At 59.6% G+C, this 26060-nt stretch carries 21 protein-coding genes; 12 read left to right on the top strand and 9 right to left on the bottom strand.

Annotation, left to right across the window (positions count from 1 at the left end; translation table 11 throughout):
* Window positions 1-105: 105 nt before the first annotated feature.
* The 6 genes from AC1RL4_RS28395 to AC1RL4_RS28370 form a co-directional block, all read right to left on the bottom strand.
* Window positions 106-930, bottom strand: coding sequence for an ABC transporter permease (locus tag AC1RL4_RS28395; protein WP_018928864.1), 825 nt, complete (start codon window positions 928-930; stop codon window positions 106-108).
* A 12-nt stretch (window positions 931-942) separates the two neighbouring features.
* Window positions 943-2190 (bottom strand): ABC transporter permease, encoded by a 1248-nt coding sequence (locus AC1RL4_RS28390; protein ID WP_018928863.1) that lies wholly within the window; start codon window positions 2188-2190, stop codon window positions 943-945.
* A gap of 213 nt (window positions 2191-2403) precedes the next feature.
* A complete protein-coding gene (locus AC1RL4_RS28385; protein ID WP_018928862.1) occupies window positions 2404-3447 on the bottom strand; it encodes an ABC transporter substrate-binding protein in 1044 nt (347 codons plus the stop codon).
* A 49-nt stretch (window positions 3448-3496) separates the two neighbouring features.
* Window positions 3497-4621 carry an ABC transporter ATP-binding protein gene (locus AC1RL4_RS28380; RefSeq protein ID WP_018928861.1) on the bottom strand — a complete coding sequence of 375 codons (1125 nt, stop codon included), beginning with the start codon at window positions 4619-4621 and terminating at the stop codon, window positions 3497-3499.
* Between the two features lie 277 nt (window positions 4622-4898).
* Complete coding sequence (locus AC1RL4_RS28375; protein WP_172901164.1) at window positions 4899-5540, bottom strand: response regulator; 642 nt, start codon at window positions 5538-5540, stop codon at window positions 4899-4901.
* A 72-nt stretch (window positions 5541-5612) separates the two neighbouring features.
* Window positions 5613-8009, bottom strand: coding sequence for a PAS domain-containing sensor histidine kinase (locus tag AC1RL4_RS28370; protein WP_230175385.1), 2397 nt, complete (start codon window positions 8007-8009; stop codon window positions 5613-5615).
* Between the two features lie 73 nt (window positions 8010-8082).
* On the opposite strand from AC1RL4_RS28370, the gene AC1RL4_RS28365 reads away from it, so the two are divergent.
* Window positions 8083-9075: an alpha/beta hydrolase family protein gene (locus AC1RL4_RS28365; RefSeq protein WP_019580742.1), complete on the top strand. Its 993-nt coding sequence runs from the start codon at window positions 8083-8085 to the stop codon at window positions 9073-9075.
* A gap of 122 nt (window positions 9076-9197) precedes the next feature.
* Here the strand turns inward: AC1RL4_RS28365 and AC1RL4_RS28360 are convergent, their stop codons facing one another.
* Genes AC1RL4_RS28360 through AC1RL4_RS28350 form a run of 3 tightly spaced genes read right to left on the bottom strand, consistent with a single transcriptional unit; the run spans window position 9198 to window position 11651 of the window.
* Window positions 9198-9962: a TerB family tellurite resistance protein gene (locus AC1RL4_RS28360; RefSeq protein WP_026331828.1), complete on the bottom strand. Its 765-nt coding sequence runs from the start codon at window positions 9960-9962 to the stop codon at window positions 9198-9200.
* Window position 9963: 1 nt separating this feature from the next.
* Window positions 9964-10635, bottom strand: coding sequence for an N-acetylmuramate alpha-1-phosphate uridylyltransferase MurU (murU, locus tag AC1RL4_RS28355; protein WP_019580740.1), 672 nt, complete (start codon window positions 10633-10635; stop codon window positions 9964-9966).
* Window positions 10632-11651 carry an aminoglycoside phosphotransferase family protein gene (locus tag AC1RL4_RS28350; protein WP_019580739.1) on the bottom strand — a complete coding sequence of 340 codons (1020 nt, stop codon included), beginning with the start codon at window positions 11649-11651 and terminating at the stop codon, window positions 10632-10634. The genes murU and AC1RL4_RS28350 overlap by 4 nt, the downstream gene beginning before the upstream one ends.
* A gap of 130 nt (window positions 11652-11781) precedes the next feature.
* Here AC1RL4_RS28350 and AC1RL4_RS28345 point away from each other — a divergent pair, with 130 nt between their 5' ends.
* From AC1RL4_RS28345 to AC1RL4_RS28295, 11 genes are all read left to right on the top strand, one after another.
* Window positions 11782-14595: an LPS-assembly protein LptD gene (locus tag AC1RL4_RS28345; RefSeq protein ID WP_230175387.1), complete on the top strand. Its 2814-nt coding sequence runs from the start codon at window positions 11782-11784 to the stop codon at window positions 14593-14595.
* Window positions 14576-15892, top strand: coding sequence for a peptidylprolyl isomerase SurA (surA, locus tag AC1RL4_RS28340; protein ID WP_157755455.1), 1317 nt, complete (start codon window positions 14576-14578; stop codon window positions 15890-15892). The genes AC1RL4_RS28345 and surA overlap by 20 nt, the downstream gene beginning before the upstream one ends.
* Window positions 15889-16878 (top strand): 4-hydroxythreonine-4-phosphate dehydrogenase PdxA, encoded by a 990-nt coding sequence (gene pdxA, locus AC1RL4_RS28335; RefSeq protein ID WP_019580736.1) that lies wholly within the window; start codon window positions 15889-15891, stop codon window positions 16876-16878. The genes surA and pdxA overlap by 4 nt, the downstream gene beginning before the upstream one ends.
* On the top strand, window positions 16875-17693 hold the full coding sequence (gene rsmA, locus AC1RL4_RS28330; protein ID WP_019580735.1) for a 16S rRNA (adenine(1518)-N(6)/adenine(1519)-N(6))-dimethyltransferase RsmA: 819 nt from the start codon (window positions 16875-16877) through the stop codon (window positions 17691-17693). Before pdxA ends, rsmA begins: the two co-directional genes overlap by 4 nt.
* 115 nt (window positions 17694-17808) lie before the next feature.
* On the top strand, window positions 17809-18189 hold the full coding sequence (gene apaG, locus AC1RL4_RS28325; RefSeq protein WP_019580734.1) for a Co2+/Mg2+ efflux protein ApaG: 381 nt from the start codon (window positions 17809-17811) through the stop codon (window positions 18187-18189).
* Entirely contained in the window at window positions 18189-19070 is an 882-nt protein-coding gene (locus AC1RL4_RS28320; RefSeq protein ID WP_028940277.1) for a symmetrical bis(5'-nucleosyl)-tetraphosphatase, read from the top strand. Before apaG ends, AC1RL4_RS28320 begins: the two co-directional genes overlap by 1 nt.
* A gap of 33 nt (window positions 19071-19103) precedes the next feature.
* Window positions 19104-19433: a thiosulfate sulfurtransferase GlpE gene (gene glpE / locus AC1RL4_RS28315; RefSeq protein WP_018928848.1), complete on the top strand. Its 330-nt coding sequence runs from the start codon at window positions 19104-19106 to the stop codon at window positions 19431-19433.
* A gap of 296 nt (window positions 19434-19729) precedes the next feature.
* Complete coding sequence (locus AC1RL4_RS28310; RefSeq protein ID WP_007904259.1) at window positions 19730-21652, top strand: PrkA family serine protein kinase; 1923 nt, start codon at window positions 19730-19732, stop codon at window positions 21650-21652.
* Window positions 21653-21855: 203 nt separating this feature from the next.
* Window positions 21856-23127, top strand: a complete 1272-nt coding sequence (locus tag AC1RL4_RS28305; protein ID WP_018928847.1) for a YeaH/YhbH family protein — start codon at window positions 21856-21858, stop codon at window positions 23125-23127.
* A complete protein-coding gene (locus AC1RL4_RS28300) occupies window positions 23124-24686 on the top strand; it encodes a SpoVR family protein (protein WP_018928846.1) in 1563 nt (520 codons plus the stop codon). The genes AC1RL4_RS28305 and AC1RL4_RS28300 overlap by 4 nt, the downstream gene beginning before the upstream one ends.
* A gap of 63 nt (window positions 24687-24749) precedes the next feature.
* On the top strand, window positions 24750-25979 hold the full coding sequence (locus tag AC1RL4_RS28295) for a multifunctional CCA addition/repair protein (protein WP_230175392.1): 1230 nt from the start codon (window positions 24750-24752) through the stop codon (window positions 25977-25979).
* Window positions 25980-26060: the final 81 nt, after the last annotated feature.

The raw sequence follows: 26060 nt of genomic DNA, 5'->3' as shown, positions 1-26060 counted from the left end.
CAATAGTAGCTGGGGATTGGGGTTTGTCTGCTATTAAGTTGGTGAATGATCGAGGTGCTTCTGTCGATCGTTCCCACGCTCGCGCGGGAACGATCACAGTTGGCGTCAGGCTTGGGCGGTACGCAGTTTTTCGCTGCGCCCACGCAGCCATTCCAGGGTCAGCAACAGGATCACCGAGAATGCGATCAGCAGCGTCGCGGCAGCGGCGATTGTCGGGCTGAGGTTTTCGCGGATGCCGCTGAACATCTGTCGAGGCAAGGTCGCTTGTTCGGGACCGGCGAGGAACAGCGTCACCACCACTTCATCGAACGAGGTAGCGAAGGCAAACAGCGCACCGGAAATCACCCCCGGCGCAATCAACGGCAAGGTCACCCGGCGGAACGTCGTCAGCGGCGAAGCTCCCAGGCTGGCCGCGGCCCGCACCAGGTTCTGGTTGAACCCCTGCAAGGTCGCCGATACCGTGATGATCACGAACGGCACGCCCAGCACGGCGTGCACCACGATCAACGAGGTATAGCTGTTGCCGAACCCCAGTGGCGCGAAGGTCAGGTAACTGGCCACACCAATGATCACCACCGGCACCACCATCGGCGAAATCACCAGCGCCATCACCAGCGCCTTGCCCGGGAAGTCGCCACGGGTCAGGCCGATCGCCGCCAGCGTACCGAAGATCATCGCCAGCACGGTCGCTGCCGGAGCCACGATCATGCTGTTCTTCAACGAACGCATCCATTCCGCCGAGGCAAAAAAGTCCTGATACCAGTGCAGCGAGAAGCCTTGCAGCGGGTAGACCAGAAAACTCCCTGAGTTGAACGACAGCGGAATGATCACCAGCACCGGCAAGATCAGGAACAACAAAATCAAGCCGCAGAGAATCCGCAAGCTGTAGAACCACACCCGTTCGATGGGCGACATATAAGGACTCAGCATTTCACTCTCCCCTTAGCTCAGGCGCAGGCGACTGGCGCCCACCAGCCAGCTGTAAATCAGATAAAGCACCACGGTCGCCAGCAGCAACAGTCCACCGAGCGCGGTCGCCATGCCCCAGTTGATGCTGGTGTTGGTGTAGAAGGCGACGAAGTAACTGACCATCTGATCGTTCGGGCTGCCCAGCAACGCCGGGGTGATGTAGTAGCCGATGGCGAGGATGAACACCAACAGGCAACCGGCGCCAACACCGGCATAGGTCTGCGGGAAGTACACCCGCCAGAAACTGGCGAACGGGTGGCAGCCCAGGGAAATCGCCGCACGCATGTAAGTCGGCGAGATACCTTTCATCACGCTGTAGATCGGCAGAATCATGAACGGCAGCAGGATGTGCACCATCGAGATGTAGACCCCGGTGCGGTTGAACACCAGCTCCAGCGGCTTATCGATGACGCCCATGGCCATCAGGCCGCTGTTGATCAAGCCGCCCGATTGCAGCAACACGATCCACGCCGCGACCCGCACCAGAATCGAGGTCCAGAACGGCAACAGCACCAGAATCATCAGCAGGTTGCTTTGGCGCGAGGGCAGGTTCGCCAGCAGGTAGGCCAGCGGATAAGCAAGCACCAGGCAAATCATGGTGATGATCAGGCCCATCCAGAACGTACGGGCAAAGATGTCGAGGTAGATCGCCTGATCGGGAGTGGCCCGGGCCAGTTCGCCTAGGTCGTCGATACGGTGATCGACGGCGGCCAGCAGGTAATAAGGCGTCACACCACTGGTGTTGCGGCGCACCACCTGCCAATAGGCCGGATCGCCCCAGCGTTCGTCGAGTCCTTCCAGCGCTTCTTTATAAGAAGCAGGCTCCGTGGCGAACGGCAAGGCGCGCGCGGTTTTGGTCAGCAGGCTGCGGTAGCCGGCCAACTCCATGTTCAAGCGCTTGGACAAATCACCCAAGGTCTGATTCTTGCGGGCTTCGGCGAGGTCTTCACTGGCGGCCTTGTACACAGGCTCTGCCGGCAGGCCTCGGCCATCCCAACTGGCGATGGCTGCCACGGTGCGTGGCATCACGCCGACTACTTCCGGGTTACCGACGCTTTTGTAGAGCAGCGCCACGATCGGCACCAGGAACACCAGCAACAGAAACAGCACCAACGGCGCGATCAAGGCTTGTGCTTTCCAGCGGTTGATTCGCTCGGCGTGCTTTAGCCGCTGCTTCAAGGTGGGGTCGGTGCCCGCGTTCACGGGAACGGCGATAGCCATGGCGTACTCCGGAAATCTTTGATCAATCGATAAGGGGGAGCGAAATTGTGGCGAGGGGGCTTGCCCCCGTTCGGCTGCGAAGCAGCCGTGAAACCATTGCATCCGGTGTACCTGATACATCGCGGTTGCAGGTTTTAGGGCCGCTTCGCGACCCAACGGGGGCAAGCCCCCTCACCACAACGGCTCGCCCTCACAAGAGGGCTAGCCCTCTGGTTACTTCGCTGCCCAGGAATTGAAGCGCTGTTCCAGTTGCTCGCCGTTATCAGCCCAGAAGCTGACGTCGATCTGCACCTGGTTGGCGATGTTCTCCGGGGTGGTCGGCATGTCTTTCAGGACATCCTTGGACAGCAATGGCACTGCCTGGGTGTTGGCCGGGCCGTAGGCGATGTTTTCCGAGTAGGTCTTCTGCTGTTGCGGCTGTACCGAGAAGGCGATGAACTTCTTCGCAGCTTCAGCACGGGTCTTGTCCAGACCTTTTGGAATCGCCCATGCGTCGAAGTCGTAGATGCCGCCGTTCCACACCACTTTCAGGTTGCTTTCTTTTTGTACCGCGGCGATCCGGCCGTTGTAGGCCGAGCTCATGACCACGTCACCGGAGGCGAGGTATTGCGGCGGTTGTGCGCCGGCTTCCCACCACTGGATGCTTGGCTTGAGCTCATCGAGTTTCTTGAACGCGCGGTCCTGGCCATCTTTGCCGGCCAGCACTTTGTAAACGTCTTTCGGCGCAACGCCGTCAGCCATCAGTGCGAATTCCAGGGTGTACTTGGCGCCTTTGCGCAGGCCGCGCTTGCCCGGGAATTTCTTGGTGTCCCAGAAATCAGCCCAACTGGTCGGAGCGGTTTTCAGCTTGTCGGCGTTGTAGGCCAGCACGGTCGACCACACGAAGAAGCCCACGCCGCAAGGCTGGATAGCGCCTTTGACGTAGTCTTCAGACTTGCCGAACAGCTTCGGATCAAGCTGCTCGAACATGTCTTCGTCGCAACCACGGGACAGTTCCGGCGATTCAACTTCCACCAGGTCCCAGGACACGCTCTTGGTGTCGACCATGGCTTTGACCTTGGCCATTTCGCCGTTGTATTCGCCAGCGACGATTTTGCCGTGGCCCGCCGCTTCCCATGGTGCGTAGAAGGCTTTGACCTGCGCCGCCTTGTTCGCCCCGCCAAAGGACACCACGGTCAGGTCCGGGCCAGCCGCCATCGCGTGCGCCGCGCCGATCATGCCGACGACCAGGGCGGTGAATTTCAGGGATCTCAACATTTATTGTTCTCTCCACGTGCAGGGTTGGTGTTGGTGAAGCAGGGGGCGATCAATGCGCCTCTAGAAGTGGGTCGAGCGCGCGAACGTGTTCGACCTGCCAGCCAAGCGGTACCACGTCGCCGACAGCCAGCGCAGGATCGAGCTCGGCAATCGGTTGTTTCACGAAAAAGTCGGTCTTGCCGCAGACTTCCAGGCGAACCCGGACGTGGTCGCCCAGATAGATGAATTCCGCCACCCTTCCCGAGAAGCGGTTGACACAGGACTCGCTCGAGCCATTGAGGCTCACGCGCTCCGGACGAATCGACAGTGTGACGGGCTCGCCGGTCTTGCCGACGTTGACCGCCAGTGCTTCAACCTTTTCACCACGACCGAGCTCGACCACGCAGCGATCACCGGTATGGCTGTGCAAGCGGCCGTTGAGGCGGTTGTTCTCGCCGATGAAGTTGGCGACGAAAGTATTTTTCGGCTCTTCGTAGAGCGTGCGCGGTGGCGCGATCTGCTGGATCTCGCCCTGGTGGAACACGGCGACGCGGTCGGACATGGTCAGGGCTTCGCCCTGGTCGTGGGTCACGTAGACCACGGTCACGCCGAGGCGCTGGTGCAGGTGTTTGATTTCCATCTGCATGTGTTCGCGCAGTTGTTTGTCCAGTGCGCCGAGCGGTTCATCCATCAACACCAATTGCGGTTCGAACACCAGGGCGCGAGCCAGGGCCACACGCTGCTGCTGACCGCCGGACAGTTGCGCCGGATATCGCTGGGCGAAAGTATCGAGCTGAACCATGCTCAGCACACGCTTGACCCGGTCACTGACGTCGCTCTTGTTCAAGCCGCGCACGGTCAGCGGGAACGCCAGGTTCTCGGACACGGTCATGTGCGGAAACAACGCGTAGTTCTGGAACACCATGCCGATGTCGCGCTTGTGCGGTGGCACGTTGTTGATGGAACGCCCGGCCAGTTGAATCTCCCCGGCGGTCGGCGTTTCGAAGCCGGCGAGCATCATCAGACTGGTGGTCTTGCCGGAACCGGACGGCCCGAGCAAGGTCAGGAATTCGCCTTTGCGAATTTCCAGGTTGAGGTCTTTGACAATCAGGTTCTCGCCGTCGTAGCTCTTTTGCACTCCACGAAAGCTGACCAGAATATCGCTGGCCCCTGCGCTTGAATCAACCTGGCTCATACCCACACCTTTGTTATTGATGACTGCTGTGGACTAAGCCTAGTGGACGCTGGGAGCCGCGCAAATCGGGGTGCAGGAGAGAATCGCCTCAGCCGGATGGAAGGTTGGGGGTAGGGATTGCCCTACAAGGATGGCGGGGATGGATATGTCGATTATTGATGGCGACGGGCGGTGAGCTGCAAGCCACAGGAACCGGTAAAAGCGGCTTTGCGGGCATGTCGTAATTGGACATGCACGCTCGCACAGGTATTTGCAGTGAATCAGCGGGTCGTGTGGATCACAGGAGTTTGTGTTCCATCGCGTACTTCACCAGTTCAGCCAGGGAGGTGATGTTGAGTTTCTGCATCAGCCGCGCCTTGTGGGTACTAATGGTTTTACTGCTCAAGGCCAATTGCTGGGCGATGTCGTTGACGTTGGCGCCCTGGGCCAGGCGTTCGAATACCGAGAATTCACGCTCCGACAGCAACGAGTGCAACGGCCGCGCATCGGTCAGGCCAACCTCGAAAACCATGCGGTCGGCCAGGTCCGGATCGATGTAGCGCCCGCCCGCCGCGACCTTGCGAATCGCCGTCAGCAACAATGCCGGATCGCTGTCCTTGGTCGCGTAACCCGCAGCGCCGACCTTCAACGCCCGAGCGGCCATCTGCGCTTCGTCGTGCATCGACAGCACCAGAATCGCCGGCGGATTGCTCATGGCGCGAATCCGCGGGATCGCTTCCAGGCCGTTGACCCCAGGCATGGAGATGTCCAGCAACACCACTTCGCAGGGAACATGGCGCAAGGTATCGAGCAACTGCTCGCCATTGCTCGCCTCCCCGACCACCAGCAAGTCCTTGGCCAGGCCGATCAATTGCTTGATGCCTTCGCGAACGATGGTGTGGTCTTCGGCTACCAGTACACGGATCACGTTCTTCTCCATTCTTCTTATGTCAGAACCAAGATCTATCGCGGGCTTGCCTGCAAAGGCGCCAGCTCAAACAACACAAAACCATCAGGCTTCATCCAGCGGCACTCGCACCGTCAGGGTCGTGCCCTCCCCCGGCTCACTCTCAAGCGATAATTGCCCGCCCATGATCAACACCCGCTCACGCATGCCGACCACGCCAAAGGATGTCGGCCTGCCAGGCGCGGCGACAAATCCTACGCCATCATCGCTGACGGTCAGACAAAGTTCATCGCCCTCAAGGGCCAGCGTCAGTTCAACAGTATGCGCCTGGGCGTGGCGCATGACATTGGTCAGCGCTTCCTGAAGGATCCGGAACAGGCCGATGGCCTTGGCATCGCTGAGCACCGGCAAGTTATCCGGCACTTGCACCAGACACGGAATATGCGTACGCGCCTCGAACCGTCGGGCCTGCCACTCGATGGCCGAGGCGATCCCGGCATCGAGAATCGGTGGCCGCAGCGCCGTGGCCACATCACGCACCAGTTGAAACAGCTGCGCGATCAAACGTTTCATGCTGTTCAAGCGCTCGTGCAGGCCAGGGTCGAGCTGCGCATAAGCCAGTTCGCACATGGACGTTTCCAGCTTCAACACAGTCAACATCTGCCCCAGCTCGTCGTGAACCTCCCGGGCAATCCGCGCCTTCTCCTCTTCCCGCACGCTCTCCAGGTGCGCAGACAACTCGCGCAACTGCTCACGGGAGCTGGCCAGCTCCAGCTCGATGCGCTTGCTCTCGGTGATGTCCCAGACGATCCCGTCCCAGACATAGGCGCCGTCTTCCAGTCGGCGGGTAATGGCCTTGATCTCGGCCCAGCGCTGTTCGCCCTGACGGGTCAGAATCCGTCCCTGCCACGACCAGTCGCTATCGGTGTCCAGTGCATGGTCCTGAGTCTGGTGATAACTGGCCTTGTCATCCGGATGCACCAGGCTGCGCAGGCCCTTGTCCCGTTGGGCCAGGGTGGCCGGCGAGTACCCCACCAGGCTCTCGCTGCCTTCACTGATGTAGGCAAAGTCGATCTGCCCGGTCACCGGTGCGCGCTCCAGACGAAAGACCAGTCCGGGGACGTTGGCGGCGATCCCCTGCAGCCGCGCTTCGCTTTCCTGCAAGGCGGCCAGGGCGCGACGACGCTCGGTGACATCATTGAGGTAAACCACCAGGTATTCGCCCTCGCGAAAACGCAAGAAGCTCAACGAGACATCCGTCGGCAGAATACTGCCATCGGCCCGCACGCAATTGGTTTCGAAACTTAGCGGTCCTTCCTCACTGGCCCGGGCGCGCTTCCACAGGCTCAGCCAGCGGTCCATGTGCAAACCGGGCTCGAAATCGATCAATGGTCGATCGATGATCCCGCCCGCCGGATAGCCGAGCATGCTTTCGGCGGCGCGGTTGGCGTAGCGCACATGGCTGTCCCAGTTGACCCAAAGGATGCCGACGGTGCTTTGATCAATAGAGAACTGCGTGAGGCGCAAGGCTTCTTCGCTGGCCTCGCGCAGGGCAATGTCTTCGCGCGCCGCCAGCAAACGTTGCTCCAGACCGTGTTGCTGACGACGCTGCCAGTACACAATGACCATGCTGCTCAGCAATAACACCAGCAACAGCAGACAGAGGTTTTTCCAGAAAACCGGTGAATCGGACAGCCGCGGGTACTTGGGTTGCAGCCATTGATCGTGCAGTCGCTCGAGGTCTTTGGCCGGAATCGCGCGCAGCGCGTTTTCGACGATGCCGGCCAACTCCGGCCAGTCCCGACGCGTGGCCACTCGCAACAGTTGCGGGAAACCGATGTCGCCCACCACGGCCAGCCCGGCAAACTCAGGCTCGGCTGACAGACGCCCGAATTGCGCTTCATCGACCACCGCGTAACCGGCCTGCTGACTCAACAACAGTTGCAGTGCCTGGCGCTCCAGAGGCACGCCCTGCAGGTTCAAATGCGGATAGGTACTACGCAAGAAGTCGGCGGTGACGCTGGGCATGCGCACGGCGACGCGGGTCTGACTGTCGAGTTTTTCCAGCTCCACCACACCGGTGCTCTTCTGGTCGCTGACCACCAGTTGCGGCACCCGCATGTACGGATCGGAAAATTGCCAGAATCGTAAACCGGCGGGGGTTTGGGTCAGCCCCGGCGCAATATCGATATCGCCTTCGCGCGCGGCGGCTTCCAGTTGCGCAAGATCAGGATAATTACGCCAGCTCAGCTCGACCTTGAGCGACTTGGCCAGCCATTTCATCAACTCGATGTTCACCCCGGACAGGCGCTGCAAGCGGCGATCGTATTGGGCATAGGGCGCTTGCAACACCACCCCGACCCGCAACTCTTCATGCTGCGCCAGCCATTGCTGTTGCGCCGAAGACAATGACACGACATGCGCCGGTGGCGCGGGAGCCGCCCAGCCCATCAAGGGAAACCACAAACAGCCGATAACCCACAGGCAGCGAAAATGCATCATCGAAGTCTCACACACTGACAAATACTGACCAACCCATTAGGCTGCCGGAATAACTTCTGGCCTGGAATATCCGATGCCCCCTGTCTACCGCCTGGCACTGCCAGCATTGTGCCTGTCGCTGATCCTGCCGTGCGCCTTTTCCGTCGAGGCGGCCGACCCGGCACCTGCCACTGCGGAAAAACCCACCGAAGAAAAACCGGTCGAACGCCAGCCACTGCTTGAGCGTAGTCAGGAAGAAGCCACGGCACTTGAGCGACAAATCCCTGCGCAGGAACAGCAACAACTGCAAGCCGGCGCCGACAGCTTTCTCGCCCTGTGGAAACCGGCCAATACCGCCGAGCCCAAAGGCGCGGTGATTATCATCCCGGGTGCCGGTGAAACCGTTGACTGGCCGCAAGCAATCAGCCCATTGCGCCGCCAATTGCCGGACGCCGAGTGGAGCAGCCTGAGTATCACCTTGCCGGATCTGCAAAGCGAAGCCATTGCGCCACGTATCGTCGAAGTGGCACCAGTGCCCAAAGCGCCTGATGCCGGCAACAAAGACTCGACCACCGCGGCGCCCATCGAACAGGCCGCCGGCGGCGAAGCGGAGGTGGCCGACAAGGCTATCGCCGAAACCACCGAAGAACACGCCAAAGCCGACGCCGAGCGAATTTTCGCCCGCATCGACGCGGCCATCGCTTATGCCGAACAGCAAAGTGCGCGCAGGGTCGTCGTGCTGGGGCATGGCACCGGCGCTTACTGGGCCGCGCGCTATCTGAGCGAGAAGCAGCCATCGCAAGTCGAGAAGTTCGTGATGGTCGCCGCCCAGACGCCTGTTACGGCGAAGCCTGAGCTTGCCGAGTTGACGCCGACGATCAAGCTGCCGACTGCCGACATCTTCTATATGGACAAACCACTGGATCGCAATGCGGCACTGGAGCGCTTGCAGGCCAATAAACGTTTGAAGACATCGGCGTTCAGCCAGGTCTCGCTCAAGGCACTGCCGGGCAATGCCAAGGCTGAGCAAGAGCAGTTGGTTCGCCGGGTGCGGGGATGGTTGAATCCGCAGCCTGCGGCGGACTGATGGATCGCGTCACCCCATTCACGGGCAAGCCTCGCTCCTACAGATTACGTGTCGCGCCCGGCGATCATAAAACCTGTAGGAGCGAGGCTTGCCCGCGAATGGGGCGACACAACTCTGTCTTGCTAGCGAAAATCCCGCCGCTCACGAATCAACGTGTAGGCGTTGTGCAATTCACGAGTCTTGTCCGTCGCCTCACGAACCTGCAACGCCGTCGCACCGCTGCCGGCAATCTTGTCCGGATGATGGCGACTGAGCAGGCGTCGATAGGCGCGTTTGATCTGTGCCGGCTCGCTGGTCGCCGACACGCCCAATAGCCGCAAGGCGTCCTGATACGTGATCGCGCTGCTGACCAATGGTCGCTTCGGCTCATAGTCGCTCGCCAGTGCCTGCACCTGTTGCGGCGTCCAGCCCAACCATTTGCCCCACTGGGCAATCAGTTCGCGCTCGGTGCTACCGGCGCGGCCATCGGCCCAGACCATCCGCCAACAGGCACGCAACACGCCTTCCGCCGCATGGGGCTGAGCACTCAAGCGTCGCAGATAACCACGCAACCGATCGTGCCCCGACTTGCCGCGGTTGAACGCCGCTATCGCCCGACGTTGCGCCGACTCGGTCATCTCCAGCGCACGCATTTCCTGTCGCGCCTGCTGAATGTGGCCATCCACTACCCGCCCATCACTCTTGGCCAATCGGCCCAGCAACACGAACAGCAGTTCATCGTTGCGCAGCACCGAGCGGCCACCGAATTTTTCCCATAAATGCGCCCAGCTCTGCAGGTGCAAGCGCCGATCCAGCGCCTGTCCCAATAAAGCACCGAGCATGGCCCCCGGAATGCTGGCTATGGCAAAGCCCACTCCGGCTCCAATCAGAGTCCCTGGCCACAACATGTCAGCGTCTCGCTTCTATCAAGGTTTCTACTTCAGCCAGGCGCTCGTGAGTGCCGACGTCCACCCAATGTCCATTCAGGCGCTCGCCCGTCACTTGTCCATCGGCCATGGCTTTGCGCAACAATGGCGCAAGCTTGAAGGCCCCGGCCGCACAACCGTCAAACAGCTGCGGGTGCAGCACGGCGATGCCGCTGTAGGTCAGGGTTGAGGTATCCGGCTGACCGTCCTGCACATGGCCATCGACCAGGGTGAAATCCCCGTTCGGGTGATGCGCCGGGTTGTCCGCCAGGATCAAATGAGCGAGCCCGACGATGGGCTGGTGCAACACGCTGAAGTCGTAGTCGGTCCAGATGTCGCCGTTGACCACCACAAAAGCCTCATCACCCAACAACGGCAACGCGCGGAAAATACCACCACCGGTTTCCAGCGGTTCACCTTCCGGCGAATACTGAATGCTCACGCCATATTTCGAGCCATCACCCAGATAATCTTCGATCTGCTGACCGAGCCAGGCATGGTTGATCACGATCTCGGTAAACCCTGCTGCCGCCAGCGCGCGCAAGTGATACTCGATCAAGGGCGCTCCGCCGGCGCGAACCAGCGGTTTTGGCGTGGTCAGGGTCAGCGGACGCATGCGCTCGCCTTTACCCGCCGCCAGAATCATTGCCTTCATGCCTTCACTCCAGCACGCAGACTGGCCAGCAACACATCCAGCTCAGCCAATTCAGGGCGACGGGCAATGACCGCGTCTATATAAGCAAAGAAGCGCGGCACATCACCGAGATAGCGTGGCTTGCCGTCGCGATGGCAGATGCGGGCGAAGATGCCGATGACTTTCAAGTGACGCTGCACGCCCATCAGGTCGCTGGCGCGCAGAAAGTCTTCAAAGTCCGGCTGCACCGGGATGTCGAGCGCACCGGCTTGCCGCCAGTAATCTTCCAGCCAGCCGCGCACGCGTTCTTCAGGCCAGCTGAGGAAGGCGTCCTTGAACAGGCAGGTCACGTCATAGGTCACCGGCCCGTAGACCGCGTCCTGGAAATCCAGCACGCCGGGATTCGGCTCGCTGATCATCAGGTTGCGCGGCATGTAGTCGCGATGCACCAGGACTTTAGGCTGAGCCAGAGCGCTGTCGATCAGCAGGTCGCTGACCTGCTGCCAGAGCACCTGCTGCGCAGCATCGAACTCGATACCCAGTTCGCGCTTCACGTACCACTCGGGGAACAGTTCGAGCTCGCGACGCAGCAGCGCGACGTCATAACTCGGCAGCGGCGCCACCATCGGCAATTGCTGGAAAGCCAACAACGCTTGCAGGGCATCCTTGAACAAATCGTCGGCATTTTCGCTGTCGATCACGTCCAGATAAGTCTTGTTGCCCAGGTCATTGAGCAAAAGGAAACCGCGCTCCAGGTCCTCGGCATAAATTTTCGGCACGTTTATGCCGGATTTCGCCAGCAGAAAAGCGATATCCACAAAGGGTTTGCAGTTTTCCTGGGGCGGTGGCGCGTCCATCACGACGAAACTTCTGCCTGCGCCTTCCCAGCGGAAATAGCGCCGAAAACTCGCGTCGCTACTGGCCGCGGTCAACGTGGCCGGGGGTACGGTGCCCCAACCTTGTTCTGCAAAGAGGATAGCCAACTGTTCATCGAGCCAAACTTTCAGGTGTTGCAAGCGTACATCTTGGTCAGGCATTGCAAGGGTCTCCGACGGCGCTAGCCGTCAAGCGGGTCATGCTTTATTATCCAGCATCTTTTTCAGACCATCGAGAGGCGTGCGGCCCACACCGCGGGCAGATGGCACGCAGGAAGCCCGGACTAATAAGATGGCATTGAAATCCCCCGCGTTTCGTAAAAAATTTCCGTTGTTGGTTACCGGCAGTCTGCTGGCCCTGCAACCCCTGGCCACGTCGTTCGTGGTCGCCGCGGAACAGTATGACTGCTCAGTCTCTGCTTCGGGTGCCTGGGACTGTGCGCCAAAGGCACCGGCCGCTGCATTGCCGCCGCGCCCCGTGCATGAAGGCAGCGCAGTTTCCGCCACTGGAGAAACCCCGGCAGGCACCGCCTCCAGCGAAGACACCGGCGCCAAGCCTGTGCTGGTTACCGAGTCCAAGGGCCGCGGCCTGAAGTCGCGTAGTGAAGACTACAGCCACCTCGACTGGGTTCCGCGCGAGAAGCTCACCGCAGCGCAATTGGCCGAAACCGGTCCTTACTGCTCTGGTTCCTATATCGAACCGATTCGTCCTGGCATGAATGACAAGACGAATAAAAGTGACGCTCCAACCTTTATCGGCGCCAAGGCCTCCCGCTATAAGCAGGAAGAGCAGGTCGCGACCCTGGCCGGTGACGTGGTCATGCGTCAGGGCAGCATGCAGGTCGAAGCCGACGAAGCGAACCTGTACCAGGCCGAGAGCCGTGGCGAACTGGCCGGCAACGTGCGCATTCGCGACAATGGCGCACTGATCGTGGGCGACCACGCCGACGTGCAGCTCGACACCGGTGAAGCCAAGGTCGACAACGCCGAATACGTGATGCACAAGTCGCGTATCCGCGGTAACGCGCTGTACGCCAAACGTGCCGAGAACGCGATCATCCGTCTCAAGGACGGTACGTACACCACGTGCGAACCGAACAGCAATGCCTGGCAGCTCAAGGGCAACAACATCACCTTGAACCCGGCCACCGGTTTCGGTACCGCGACCAACGTGACGCTGCGGGTCAAGGACATTCCGGTTCTGTACACGCCGTACATCTATTTCCCGATCGACGACCGTCGCCAGTCCGGCTTCCTGCCGCCGACCATCGGCACCGGCAGCGATACCGGCTTCATGCTGGTCACTCCGTACTACTTCAACCTGGCACCGAACTACGATGCCACGTTGTACCCGCGTTACATGGCCAAGCATGGCCTGTTGATGGAAGGCGAATTCCGCTACCTGACCAAGTCCAGCGAAGGCCAGTTCGGCGCCGCGTACCTCAACGACGAAGATACCGATCGCAGCAAGCAGACCGACTACGAAAAAAACCGCTACATGTACAACTGGCAGCACAAGGGTGGCCTCGACTCCCGCGTCTTTACGCAAGTCGACTACACCAAGATCAGCGATCCGTATTACTTCCAGGATCTGCAGACTGACCAGATTGGCGTGAAAAGCGCTGACTACATGAACCAGCAGGGCTCTGTCACCTATCGTGGCGACAGCTACACCGCTCGTTTGAACGCCCAGGCCTATCAGCTGGCGACCGTTTCGAACATCACTCCGTATGACCGTTTGCCGCAGATCACCTTCAATGGTCAGCTGCCATATCATCCGGAAGGTTTGAACTTCGATTACGAGACGGAAATCGTCCGGTTCGACCGCGATTTGAAGAATGGCAACTTCATAAACGAAGATGGCACCGTCGAACCGCGTCTTGATAACAACGTTCAAGGTCTGGCACGTGCCAACGGCGACCGCTTGAATCTCAAACCGGCTGTCAGCCTGCCGTTGAACTGGACCTATGGCTTCCTGAAGCCATCGCTCAAGTATCAATACACCCAGTACCAACTGGATCTGGACGGTACCGGCAAAAGCCAAATCGTAGCCCAGGATCAAGCCGCAGCTGCCGCCGGGACTGAAAACCTCTATGGTCATTTCGGCAGTAACCAGAATCGTGGCGTGCCTATCGCCAGTATCGACAGCGGCCTGTATTTCGATCGTGACACCCAATGGTTCGGCAAGAATTATCGCCAGACCCTCGAACCGCGCCTGTTCTACCTCTATGTACCTGAGGAAGACCAGAAGGATATTCCGATATTCGACACCAGCGAATACACCTTCAATTACGCGTCGCTATTCCGTGACAACCGCTTCTCCGGCTCCGACCGTGTCGGCGACGAGAACAAACTGTCCCTGGGCGTGACCAGCCGCTGGATCGAAGACAATGGTTTCGAGCGTCAACGTATCAGCGTCGGCCAAGCCATGTACTTCAAGGACCGCGAAGTCCAGTTGCCAGGTATCGACGCAAAAACCCGCGCCGATGCTCAAGCCAATGTTTCACCGTACGCGCTGGAATACGAATACCGCTGGAACCGTGACTGGCGCACCACCGCCGACTACAACTGGGACCCGGACAGCCGCAGCCCTCGCTCGGGCAGCGCGATGTTCCACTACCAGCCAGAAGACAACCCGAACAAGGTCATCAACGCCGGTTATCGCTATCGCAATGACCAGGTCCGTTATGACCAGAACACCGGTAAATGGACGGTGGGCGGCGGTGACTACGGCACCCCGGGCACACCTGGCTACGTGAAGGACTACTACAAGATCAAACAGCACGACTTCTCGGTGATCTGGCCGATCGTGCCGCAGTGGAACGCCATCAGCCGCTGGCAGTATGACTACAACCGCAACCGTACCCTGGAAGCCTTTGGTGGTTTCGAGTACGACAACTGCTGCTGGAAACTACGCCTGATCAACCGTTACTGGGTTTCCTATGACGAATTCAGTCAGCAAGCCCCACAAAACGAAAAAGGCGACCACGGCGTCTTCCTCCAAATTGTTCTGAAGGGACTCGGCGGCCTCACCGGCGCCAAAGTAGAGAGTTTCCTCGACAAAGGCATCCAAGGTTATCGTGAACGTGAAGACCAAGCTTTCTGATTGTCTGCGCCCGCTGATGCTGGGCGCGCTGTTCCTGGGTACCGCGGCCAACGCCGCGGTACAGTCCATCGATAAAGTGGTGGCCATCGTCGACAATGACGTGGTCATGCAGAGCCAACTGGACCGGCGCGTTCACGAAGTTCAGCAAACCATCGCCAAACGCGGTGCTGCCGTACCGCCTACCGGCGTACTGGATCAGCAAGTGCTCGAGCGTCTGATCGTCGAAAACCTGCAATTGCAGATCGGCGAGCGTTCCGGCATCCGCATTACCGATGAAGAGCTGAACCAGGCTGTCGGCACCATTGCCCAGCGCAATAACATGTCGATCGAACAATTCCGCGCCGCTTTAGCTCGCGACGGCCTGTCTTATGACGATGCCCGCGACCAGATCCGCCGCGAAATGATCATCAGCCGCGTGCGTCAGCGCCGTGTGGCGGAGCGCATCCAGGTGTCCGAGCAGGAAGTGAAGAACTTCCTGGCATCCGATCTCGGCAAAATGCAGCTGTCCGAAGAGTTCCGCCTGGCCAACATTCTGATTCCTACGCCGGAAAGCGCCAACTCCGACGCGATTCAGAATGCCGCCAAACAAGCCGACGCGGTTTACCAGCAACTCAAGCAAGGCGCTGACTTCGGTCAGTTGGCAATCGCCAAATCCGCCAGCGAAACCGCACTGGAAGGCGGCGACATGGGCTGGCGTAAAGCCGCTCAACTGCCACCTCCGTTCGATCGCTTGCTCGGCACCATGGCCGTTGGCGACGTGACCCAGCCAATGCGCACCCCGGGCGGCTTCATTATCCTGAAGATCCTCGACAAGCGTGGCGGCGAATCCCAGGTGCGTGACGAGGTACACGTGCGGCACATCCTGGTCAAACCGAGCCCGATCCGCGACGAAGAAAAAACCAAGGCCCTGGCTCAGTCGCTCTATACCCGTATCGAAGCGGGCGAAGATTTCGGCGAGCTGGCGAAAAGCTTCTCGGAGGACCCGGGTTCGGCCCTCAACGGTGGCGACCTGAACTGGATCGACCCGAACGCGCTGGTACCTGAATTCCGCGAAGTGATGGCCAAGACCCCGCAAGGTCAGCTGTCCAAGCCGTTCAAGACCCAATATGGCTGGCACGTTCTGGAAGTCCTTGGCCGCCGCGCCACCGACAGCACCGCCCAGGCCCGTGAGCAGCAAGCGATGACCGTACTGCGTAACCGCAAATACGACGAAGAGCTGCAAACCTGGCTGCGTCAGATCCGTGACGAAGCGTACGTAGAAATCAAACTCCCTGGTGCAGACCAGGCAGCGCAGTGAAACCCAAGCGTTTCGCGCTGACCCCCGGCGAACCAGCCGGCATAGGTCCCGACCTGTGCCTGCTGCTCGCCTCGCAAGCCCAGCCACATCCCCTGATTGCCATTACCAGCCGCGACCTGCTCCTTGAGCGGGCCGCGCAGCTGGGCGTGGTTGTCGATCTGCTGCCGGTAACGCCGGACAGCTGGCCGGATGCTCCTGCGCCCGCCAACAGCCTGTATGTGTGGGATACGCCTCTCAACGCCAAGGTCACCGCCGGGCAACTGGACAAGGCCAATGCGGCTTTCGTTCTGGAAACCCTGACCCGTGCTGGCCAGGGCTGTCTGGATGGGCATTTCGCCGGCATGATCACCGCCCCGGTGCACAAGGGTGTGATCAATGAATCCGGGATCGCCTTTTCCGGGCACACGGAGTTTCTCGCTGACCTGACCCACACCGCGCAAGTGGTGATGATGCTCGCCACCCGCGGCTTGCGTGTAGCGCTGGTCACCACTCACCTGCCCCTTCGCGAAATTGCCGACGCGATTACGCCGGAGCGGCTGGAGCGGGTCACACGGATCCTGCACACCGACCTGAAAGAAAAGTTCGGCATCGCCCAGCCACGCATCCTGGTTTGCGGGCTCAACCCCCACGCCGGTGAAGGCGGTCATCTGGGCCATGAAGAAATCGACATCATCGAACCTACATTAGAGCGCCTGCGCGGCGAGGGCATGGACCTTCGCGGCCCCCTGCCCGCCGACACTCTGTTTACCCCCAAATATCTGGAGCACTGCGACGCGGTGCTGGCGATGTACCACGACCAGGGCTTGCCTGTGCTGAAATACAAAGGCTTCGGCGCGGCAGTCAACGTGACCCTCGGCTTGCCGATCATCCGCACATCGGTCGACCACGGCACCGCCCTGGACCTGGCCGGCAGCGGCAACATCGACACCGGCAGCCTGCAAGTCGCCCTGGAAACCGCCTACCAGATGGCCGAGACCCGTTTATGACCGAGCATTACCAACACCGGGCGCGCAAGCGCTTCGGCCAGAACTTCCTGCACGATGCTGGCGTTATCGACCGTATCCTGCGCTCCATTCACGCCAAACCTGAAGACCGCCTGCTGGAAATCGGTCCGGGCCAGGGTGCACTGACCGCCGGCCTGCTCAACAGCGGCGCTCAACTGGACGTCGTAGAGCTGGACAAGGACCTGATCCCTATCCTCAACCAGCAGTTCGCCGGCAAGAGCAACTTCAACCTGCATCAGGGCGACGCGCTGAAGTTTGACTTCAACAGCCTGAACGCCGCACCAAACAGCCTGCGAGTGGTCGGCAACCTGCCGTATAACATCTCTACGCCGCTGATTTTCCACCTGCTGCACAACGCACACCTGATTCGCGACATGCACTTCATGCTGCAAAAGGAAGTGGTCGAGCGCCTGGCGGCGGGTCCTGGCGGCGGCGATTGGGGTCGGCTGTCGATCATGGTTCAGTACCATTGCCGGGTCGAGCATCTGTTCAACGTCGGCCCGGGTGCGTTCAATCCTCCGCCGAAAGTCGACTCCGCGATCGTGCGCCTGGTGCCCCACGCGGTACTGCCGCACCCGGCCAAGGATCATCGCCTGCTGGAGCGCGTCGTACGTGAAGCTTTCAACCAGCGCCGCAAGACCCTGCGCAACACACTGAAACTATTGCTGAGCAACGCCGAAATCGAAGCCGCCGGCGTCGATGGCAGCTTGCGCCCCGAGCAGCTCGACCTGGCCGCCTTCGTACGCCTGGCCGACAAGCTCAGCGAACAAGTCCTACAAAAGCCTGCCACCGACTGACAGGCGATGAGCGCTATCGGGTAGGACGCCACTCTGGTTTACTACCCGATACTTGGCCTAGACTGAGTTCTATCAGCTACGCCCCGCGTTCCGCTTCGTTTCTAAGGCCTTTTGCATGTCCGATCCTCGTTATCAGGTCGACGTCAGCGTCGTCACCCGCTATCTGGCAGAACAATCGCAACCCGAGCAAAACCGCTTTGCCTTCGCCTACACCATCACCGTGCAAAACAATGGCCTGCTACCCGCCAGACTGCTTTCACGGCATTGGGTCATCACCGACGGTGACGGCCATGTCGAGGAGGTTCGCGGTGCGGGCGTCGTCGGCCAGCAGCCGTTGATCGAGGTTGGCCAGAGCCACACTTACAGCAGCGGCACCGTCATGACCTCCAAGGTCGGCACGATGCAGGGCACCTACCAGATGCTCGCCGAAGACGGTAAGCACTTCGACGCCATCATCGCGCCGTTCCGTCTGGCGGTCCCTGGGGCGTTGCACTGATGGCGACGTATGCCGTCGGTGATGTGCAAGGTTGCCTTGAACCGCTCAAATGCCTGCTCGAGCAAGTGGCCTTCGACCCTGCCCGAGATCGCCTGTGGCTGGTGGGTGATCTCGTCAACCGTGGCCCACAGTCGCTGGAAACCCTGCGCTTCCTCTATGGCATCCGCGAGTCGCTGGTATGCGTACTCGGCAACCATGACCTGCACTTGCTGGCCGTCGGGCAAAACATCGAGCGCCTGAAGAAAGCCGATACCTTGCGTGAGATCCTCGAAGCACCCGATCGCGCGGACCTGCTGGAGTGGGTTCGCCAGCAAAAGCTCATGCACTACGATGAACAACGTGATATCGCCCTGGTCCATGCCGGTATCCCGCCGCAATGGTCGCTGCGCAAAGCCTTGAAGTGCGCCGCCGAAGTCGAAGAAGCCCTGCACGATGACAACCGCTTCGCGCCTTACCTTGACGGCATGTACGGCAACGAGCCGGTGAAATGGAATAGCGATCTCAAAGGCGCCGCCCGCCTGCGAGTCATCACCAACTATTTCACCCGGATGCGTTTTTGCACCAGCGACGGCAAACTCGACCTCAAGGGCAAGGAAGGCATCGACACCGCACCGCCGGGCTATGCGCCGTGGTTCGCGCACAAGGAGCGTAAAACCAAAGGCCTGAAGATCATCTTCGGCCATTGGGCGGCGCTCGAAGGCCAGTGCGACGAACCGGGGCTGTTTGCACTCGATAGCGGTTGCGTCTGGGGTGGCGCCATGACCCTGATGAATGTCGACACCTTTGAGCGCCTGCAATGCAAATGCGACGCCCATGGCCACCTTCGACCGGCAGTCGCCACCTCTATTCCCGAACAAACGTCAGCCAGCGCCCCGCGCTAGACTGCGCTTTCAGCCGAGCCACAGGAGCCCGCCATGAGCGAATTCAAACGTATCCCCCCAGAACAGGCCCAGGCCCTGCGCGAACAAGGCGCGGTGGTGGTCGATGTCCGCGACCCGGCAACATTTGCCGCGCTGCACATCACCGGCTCGAAGCATCTGGATAACCACTCTCTGCATGCTTTCATCCAGGGCGCCGATCTGGATGCGCCGACGGTAGTGGTCTGCTATCACGGAAATTCCAGCCAGGGCGCAGCTGCTTATCTGATCAGCCAGGGCTTTTCCGACGTCTACAGCATGGACGGCGGTTTTGAGCTGTGGCGTACGACCTATCCTTCGGAAACGGCGCAAGGCACTTCCGAATAATTATTTTGTAATGCGCAAGCCCCGGCCCCCGTGGGCTCGCGCGATTACAGACGAACGGTCTGCCACAACTAATTACGTATCTTGCCTTTACCTCCCAAATTCCCAACTATCCTTAAGCGCAGGCCATCCAAAACAGGGGAGAGCCGGTACACCGGCGCACGGGTCATCGGGAGTAGCTTTCGGAGTAGTCAGCTCCGGAAGAGTTCTGGGGGGTAAACAGCAACTGCCTGTTCGGTTGCTGCCAGCATCGACTGAGTGATCCGGCGTCGGCTCCACGTATCGAGCGAGGTGACGTCATGAGTATCTTTAGCCACTTCCAACAACGCTTCGAGTCCACGCGCCAGGAAGAACTCTCGCTGCAAGAGTATCTGGAACTGTGCAAAAAGGACCGCAGCGCCTACGTTTCCGCGGCCGAGCGTCTCTTGCTGGCCATCGGCGAACCGGAACTGCTCGACACCTCAACCAACTCGAGGCTGTCGCGCATATTTTCCAACAAGGTGATCCGCCGCTATCCGGCCTTTGAAGACTTCCACGGGATGGAAGAATGCATCGACCAGATCGTGTCGTATTTCCGCCATGCCGCTCAGGGTCTGGAAGAAAAGAAACAGATCCTCTACCTGCTGGGCCCAGTCGGTGGCGGTAAGTCATCTTTGGCCGAAAAGCTCAAACAGCTGATCGAGAAAGTGCCCTTTTACGCAATCAAGGGCTCGCCGGTTTTCGAGTCGCCCCTGGGTCTGTTCAACGCCACTGAAGATGGCGCGATCCTCGAGGAAGACTTCGGCATTCCCCGGCGCTACCTCAACACCATCATGTCGCCATGGGCCACCAAGCGCCTGGCCGAATTCGGCGGCGACATCAGCCAGTTCCGCGTGGTGAAACTCTATCCGTCGATCCTCAACCAGATTGCAGTTGCGAAAACCGAGCCGGGCGATGAAAACAACCAGGACATCTCGGCACTGGTGGGCAAGGTCGATATTCGCAAACTGGAAGAGTTCCCGCAGAACGACGCCGATGCCTACAGCTATTCGGGCGCGCTGTGCCGGGCCAACCAGGGCCTGATGGAATTCGTCGAAATGTTCAAGGCACCGATCAAGGTGCTGCACCCATTGCTGACGGCCACTCAGGAAGGCAACTACAACAGCACCGAAGGCTTGGGGGCTATTCCGTTCACCGGGATTCTGCTGGCCCACTCCAACGAATCGGAATGGCACACCTTCCGCAACAACAAGAACAACGAAGCCTTCATCGACCGGATCTATATCGTCAAAGTGCCGTACTGCCTGCGCGTCAGCGACGAGGTGAAGATCTACGACAAGCTGTTGTTCAACAGTTCGCTGGCCAAGGCCCATTGCGCGCCCGACACGCTGAAAATGCTCGCTCAGTTCACCGTGCTCTCGCGCCTTAAAGAGCCGGAAAACTCCAACATCTACTCCAAGATGCGCGTGTATGACGGCGAAAACCTCAAGGACACCGATCCGAAGGCCAAGTCGATCCAGGAATACCGCGATGCAGCAGGTGTCGACGAAGGCATGAACGGTCTGTCGACCCGCTTCGCCTTCAAGATCCTGTCGAAGGTCTTCAACTTCGATCCGCACGAAATCGCCGCCAACCCGGTGCATCTGCTCTACGTGCTGGAACAGCAGATCGAACAGGAACAATTCCAGGCCGAGACACGCGAACGCTATCTGCGCTTCCTGAAAGAGTACCTGGCGCCGCGTTACATCGAGTTCATCGGCAAGGAGATCCAGACTGCCTACCTCGAGTCTTACAGCGAGTACGGCCAGAACATCTTCGATCGCTACGTGCTGTACGCCGACTTCTGGATTCAGGATCAGGAATACCGCGACCCGGAAACCGGCGAGATCCTCAACCGCGTAGCCCTGAACGAGGAACTGGAGAAAATCGAGAAACCGGCCGGCATCAGCAATCCGAAGGATTTCCGCAACGAAATCGTCAACTTCGTACTGCGCGCCCGTGCCAACAACAACGGCAAGAACCCAACCTGGCTCAGCTACGAAAAACTGCGGGTGGTCATCGAGAAGAAAATGTTCTCCAACACCGAGGACCTTCTGCCGGTCATCAGCTTCAACGCCAAGGCCAGCAAAGAGGACCAGCAGAAGCACAACGACTTCGTCACACGGATGGTCGAGCGGGGCTACACCGACAAACAGGTACGACTGCTGTCCGAGTGGTACTTGCGGGTCAGAAAATCACAGTAACCCGCTGCCGGCCAGACCGGTTGTCGTTAGCCAGAGGCCTGTGTACGCTTTTTCTGTTACACAGACCTCTGGGAGGTGTTCGAAAGTCGGTAACGAGGTTCAGGCAGCATCCAGAAGCGCTTGGGGGAGCGTGAACATCCCTCGGCACAGGTCGATGCTGCGTAACCGCTCGCCCCTTTCAGGACAGCTTCTAAGGAGCAGTCATGAGCTATGTGATCGACCGACGTCTCAATGGCAAGAACAAGAGCACGGTAAACCGTCAGCGGTTTCTGCGGCGCTACCGTGATCACATCAAAAAGGCCGTCGAAGAGGCGGTAGGCCGGCGTTCCATTACCGATATGGAACACGGCGAGCAAATCAGCATTCCCGGCCGCGACATCGACGAGCCGGTGCTTCACCATGGCCGGGGCGGCAAGCAGACCATCGTGCACCCGGGCAACAAGGAGTTCACCAGCGGCGAGCACATTGCCCGTCCGCCCGGAGGTGGCGGCGGCAGAGGCCCCGGCAAGGCCGGTAACTCGGGTGAAGGGATGGACGAGTTCGTCTTCCAGATCACCCAGGAAGAATTCCTCGAATTCATGTTCGAGGACCTTGAACTGCCTAACCTGGTCAAACGTCACCTGACCGGCACCGACACCTTCAAGACCGTACGCGCGGGCATCAGCAACGAGGGCAACCCGTCACGGATCAACATCATCCGTACGCTGCGTTCGGCCCATGCCCGGCGCATCGCCCTGTCCGGCAGCAGCCGGGCAAAACTGCGCGAAGTCAAAGAGGAGCTCGCCCGGCTTAGACGGGAGGAGCCGGACAACTTCGGCGACATCCAGGAACTCGAAGCGGAAATCGAGAAACTCAGTGCGCGCATTCACCGGGTGCCATTTCTCGACACCTTTGACCTCAAGTACAACCTGTTGATCAAACAGCCGAACCCGAGCTCCAAAGCAGTGATGTTCTGCCTGATGGACGTGTCCGGCTCCATGACCCAGGCGACCAAGGACATCGCCAAGCGCTTCTTCATCCTGCTGTACCTGTTCCTCAAGCGGAACTACGACAAAATCGACGTCGTGTTCATCCGCCACCACACCAGTGCCCGCGAAGTGGATGAGGAGGAGTTTTTCTACTCCCGGGAAACCGGCGGCACCATCGTCTCCAGCGCCCTTAAACTGATGCAGGAGATCATGGCCGAGCGTTATCCGAGCAATGAGTGGAATATCTATGCCGCCCAGGCGTCCGACGGCGATAACTGGAACGACGACTCGCCAATCTGCCGCGACATTCTGATCAATCAGATCATGCCGTTCGTGCAGTACTACACTTATGTAGAGATTACCCCGCGCGAACACCAGGCCCTGTGGTTCGAGTACGAACGCATCGCCGAAGCCTTCTCTGACACTTTTGCCCAGCAGCAACTGGTCTCGGCCGGGGACATCTATCCGGTCTTCCGTGAACTCTTCCAGCGCAGGTTAGTGACATGACCGCCAAAGAGCAAAAGCGCCAACCCATTTCCACCGGCTCTGAATGGACGTTCGAGCTGATCCAGGCCTACGACCGCGAAATCAGTCGTCTCGCGGCCCGCTATGCGCTCGATACCTACCCCAACCAGATCGAAGTGATCACTGCCGAACAGATGATGGACGCCTACGCCTCAGTGGGCATGCCCCTGGGTTATCACCATTGGTCCTATGGCAAACACTTCCTAAGTACCGAAAAATCCTACAGCCGCGGCCAGATGGGGCTGGCCTACGAGATTGTGATCAACTCGGACCCTTGCATCGCCTATCTGATGGAAGAAAACACCATCTGCATGCAGGCCCTGGTGGTGGCTCACGCCTGCTATGGCCATAACAGCTTCTTCAAGGGTAATTACCTGTTTCGCACCTGGACCGACGCCAGTTCGATCATCGATTACCTGGTGTTCGCCAAGCAGTACATCATGCAGTGCGAAGAACGCCACGGTATCGACGCGGTAGAGGACTTGCTCGATTCCTGCCATGCGCTGATGAATTACGGGGTCGACCGTTACAAACGCCCTTATCCGATTTCCGCCGAAGAAGAACGCCGTCGGCAGAAGGATCGGGAAGAACATCTGCAAAAGCAGATCAACGATTTGTGGCGGACCATTCCAAAAGGCGCGGACAAATTCAGCGACAAGGACAACGCACGCTTCCCCGCCGAGCCTCAGGAAAACATCCTGTATTTCATCGAAAAACACGCCCCGCTGCTGGAGCCATGGCAACGTGAAATAGTGCGGATCGTGCGCAAGATCGCCCAGTATTTTTATCCACAGCGCCAGACACAGGTAATGAACGAAGGCTGGGCCACCTTCTGGCACTACACCTTGATGAACGACTTGTATGACGAAGGCCTGGTCACCGATGGCTTCATGATGGAGTTCCTGACGTCCCATACCAGCGTGGTGTTCCAGCCGGGCTTCGACAGCCCCTACTACAGCGGAATCAACCCCTACACCCTCGGTTTTGCCATGTATCGCGATATCCGGCGGATATGCGAACAGCCTACCGAAGAGGACTACCGCTGGTTCCCGGAAATCGCCGGCACAGACTGGTTGTCCAGCATCAAATTCGCCATGAGCAGCTTCAAGGACGAGAGCTTCATCCTGCAGTACCTGTCACCCAAGGTGATCCGCGACCTGAAGCTGTTCAGCATCCTCGATGACGACCAGAAGGATGATCTGCTGGTTCCGGCGATCCACGACGAAGAGGGCTATCGAACCATCCGCGAAACCCTCGCGGCGCAATACAACCTCGGCAATCGCGAACCCAACATCCAGATCTACAGCATCGACCGGCGCGGGGACCGCTCGCTGACCTTGCGTCACCAGCAGCACGACCGCAAGCCGCTCGGCGATTCCACCGAGGAAGTGCTCAAGCACCTGCACCGGCTCTGGGGCTTCGACATTCACCTGGAAACCCTGCAAGGGGATCAGGTGGTGAAAACCCACCATGTTCCACCCAGAAGCGAACACGGCGAGGGGGACTACGGCCGGTTAGACTTGGCTGTCATTCATCTTTGATCCTGTTTCGGCCTCCGGAAGTTCGACGCAAAGGTTATTCTGTCGGGCTAACGGAGGTTTTTTATGCAGATTTATAAAGTCGGTGGTGCGGTACGCGATCGCCTGCTGGGCAGGCCTGTCACCGATATCGACTGGGTCGTGGTAGGCGCTACCACCGAAGAAATGCTCGCCAAGGGCTTTCGCCCGGTGGGTGCGGATTTTCCAGTGTTTCTTCACCCCAAAAGCGGTGAGGAATACGCCCTCGCCCGCACTGAGCGCAAAAGCGGACGCGGTTACGGCGGCTTCACCTTTCACGCCAGCCCCGAAGTCACGCTCGAAGAAGACCTGATTCGTCGTGACCTGACGATCAACGCCATGGCCGAAGACGATCAGCAGAACCTGACCGACCCCTACCATGGCCAGCGGGATCTCGAGGCTCGCCTGCTTCGTCATGTTTCCCCCGCGTTCGCCGAAGATCCGCTCCGCGTTCTGCGCGTTGCCCGCTTCGCCGCGCGTTATGCAGGGCTGGGTTTCACCGTCGCCCCCGAGACACTGGCGCTGATGCGGCAACTCAGCGAATCGGGTGAACTGGAGGCACTGACCGCGGAACGCAGCTGGAAAGAAATCGCCCGCGCGCTGATGGAAGACCAACCCCAGGTGTTCATCCAGGTGCTGCGCGAGTGCGGTGCGCTCAAAGTGCTGATGCCGGAAGTCGATGCGCTGTTCGGTGTACCGCAACCCGAGGCCCACCACCCGGAAATCGACACAGGCGTGCATACCCTGAGCGTGCTGGAGCAAGCGGCACAGCACAAACAACCGCTGACCGTGCGCTGGGCCTGCCTGCTGCATGACTTGGGCAAAGGACTGACGCCCGAGGAGGAATGGCCTCGCCACATCGCCCACGAGCACAAAGGCCTGAAGCTGATCAAAGCGGTCAACGTGCGCTTCAAGGCACCGAAGGATTGTCAGGAATTGGCACTGCTGGTGGGCGAGTATCACACCCATGGCCATCGGGCTCTGGAGCTGAAACCGTCGACCTTGCTGGAGTTGCTGCAGAGCTTCGACGTCTATCGTCGACCTCAGCGCTTTGAGGAGTTTATTGCGGCGTGCGAGATGGACGCTCGAGGGCGCAAAGGCCTGGAACAGCGAAGTTATCCACAGGCGGATTATTTGCGCGGGGCGGCGACTGCAGCGCGAAGCGTGGCGGTTCAGCCGTTGCTGGAGAAGGGATTCAAGGGGCCGGAATTGGGCGAGGCGATCAAGCGCGAGCGGCTCAAGGCGTTGAAGGCTTACAAAGACGCGGCGTCAGCCTGAAAAGCTTCGCGGGCAAGCCTCGCTCCTTGTATGTTGGCCGAACACCCGGCGAGAGCAGCTAAGCTCCTCGGTGTTGTCTCA

Source organism: Pseudomonas sp. GW822-FHT07A10, from assembly GCF_058798795.1.
The sequence above is the reverse complement of the archived record's forward strand: the minus strand, read 5'-3'. Positions and strand labels throughout refer to the sequence as shown.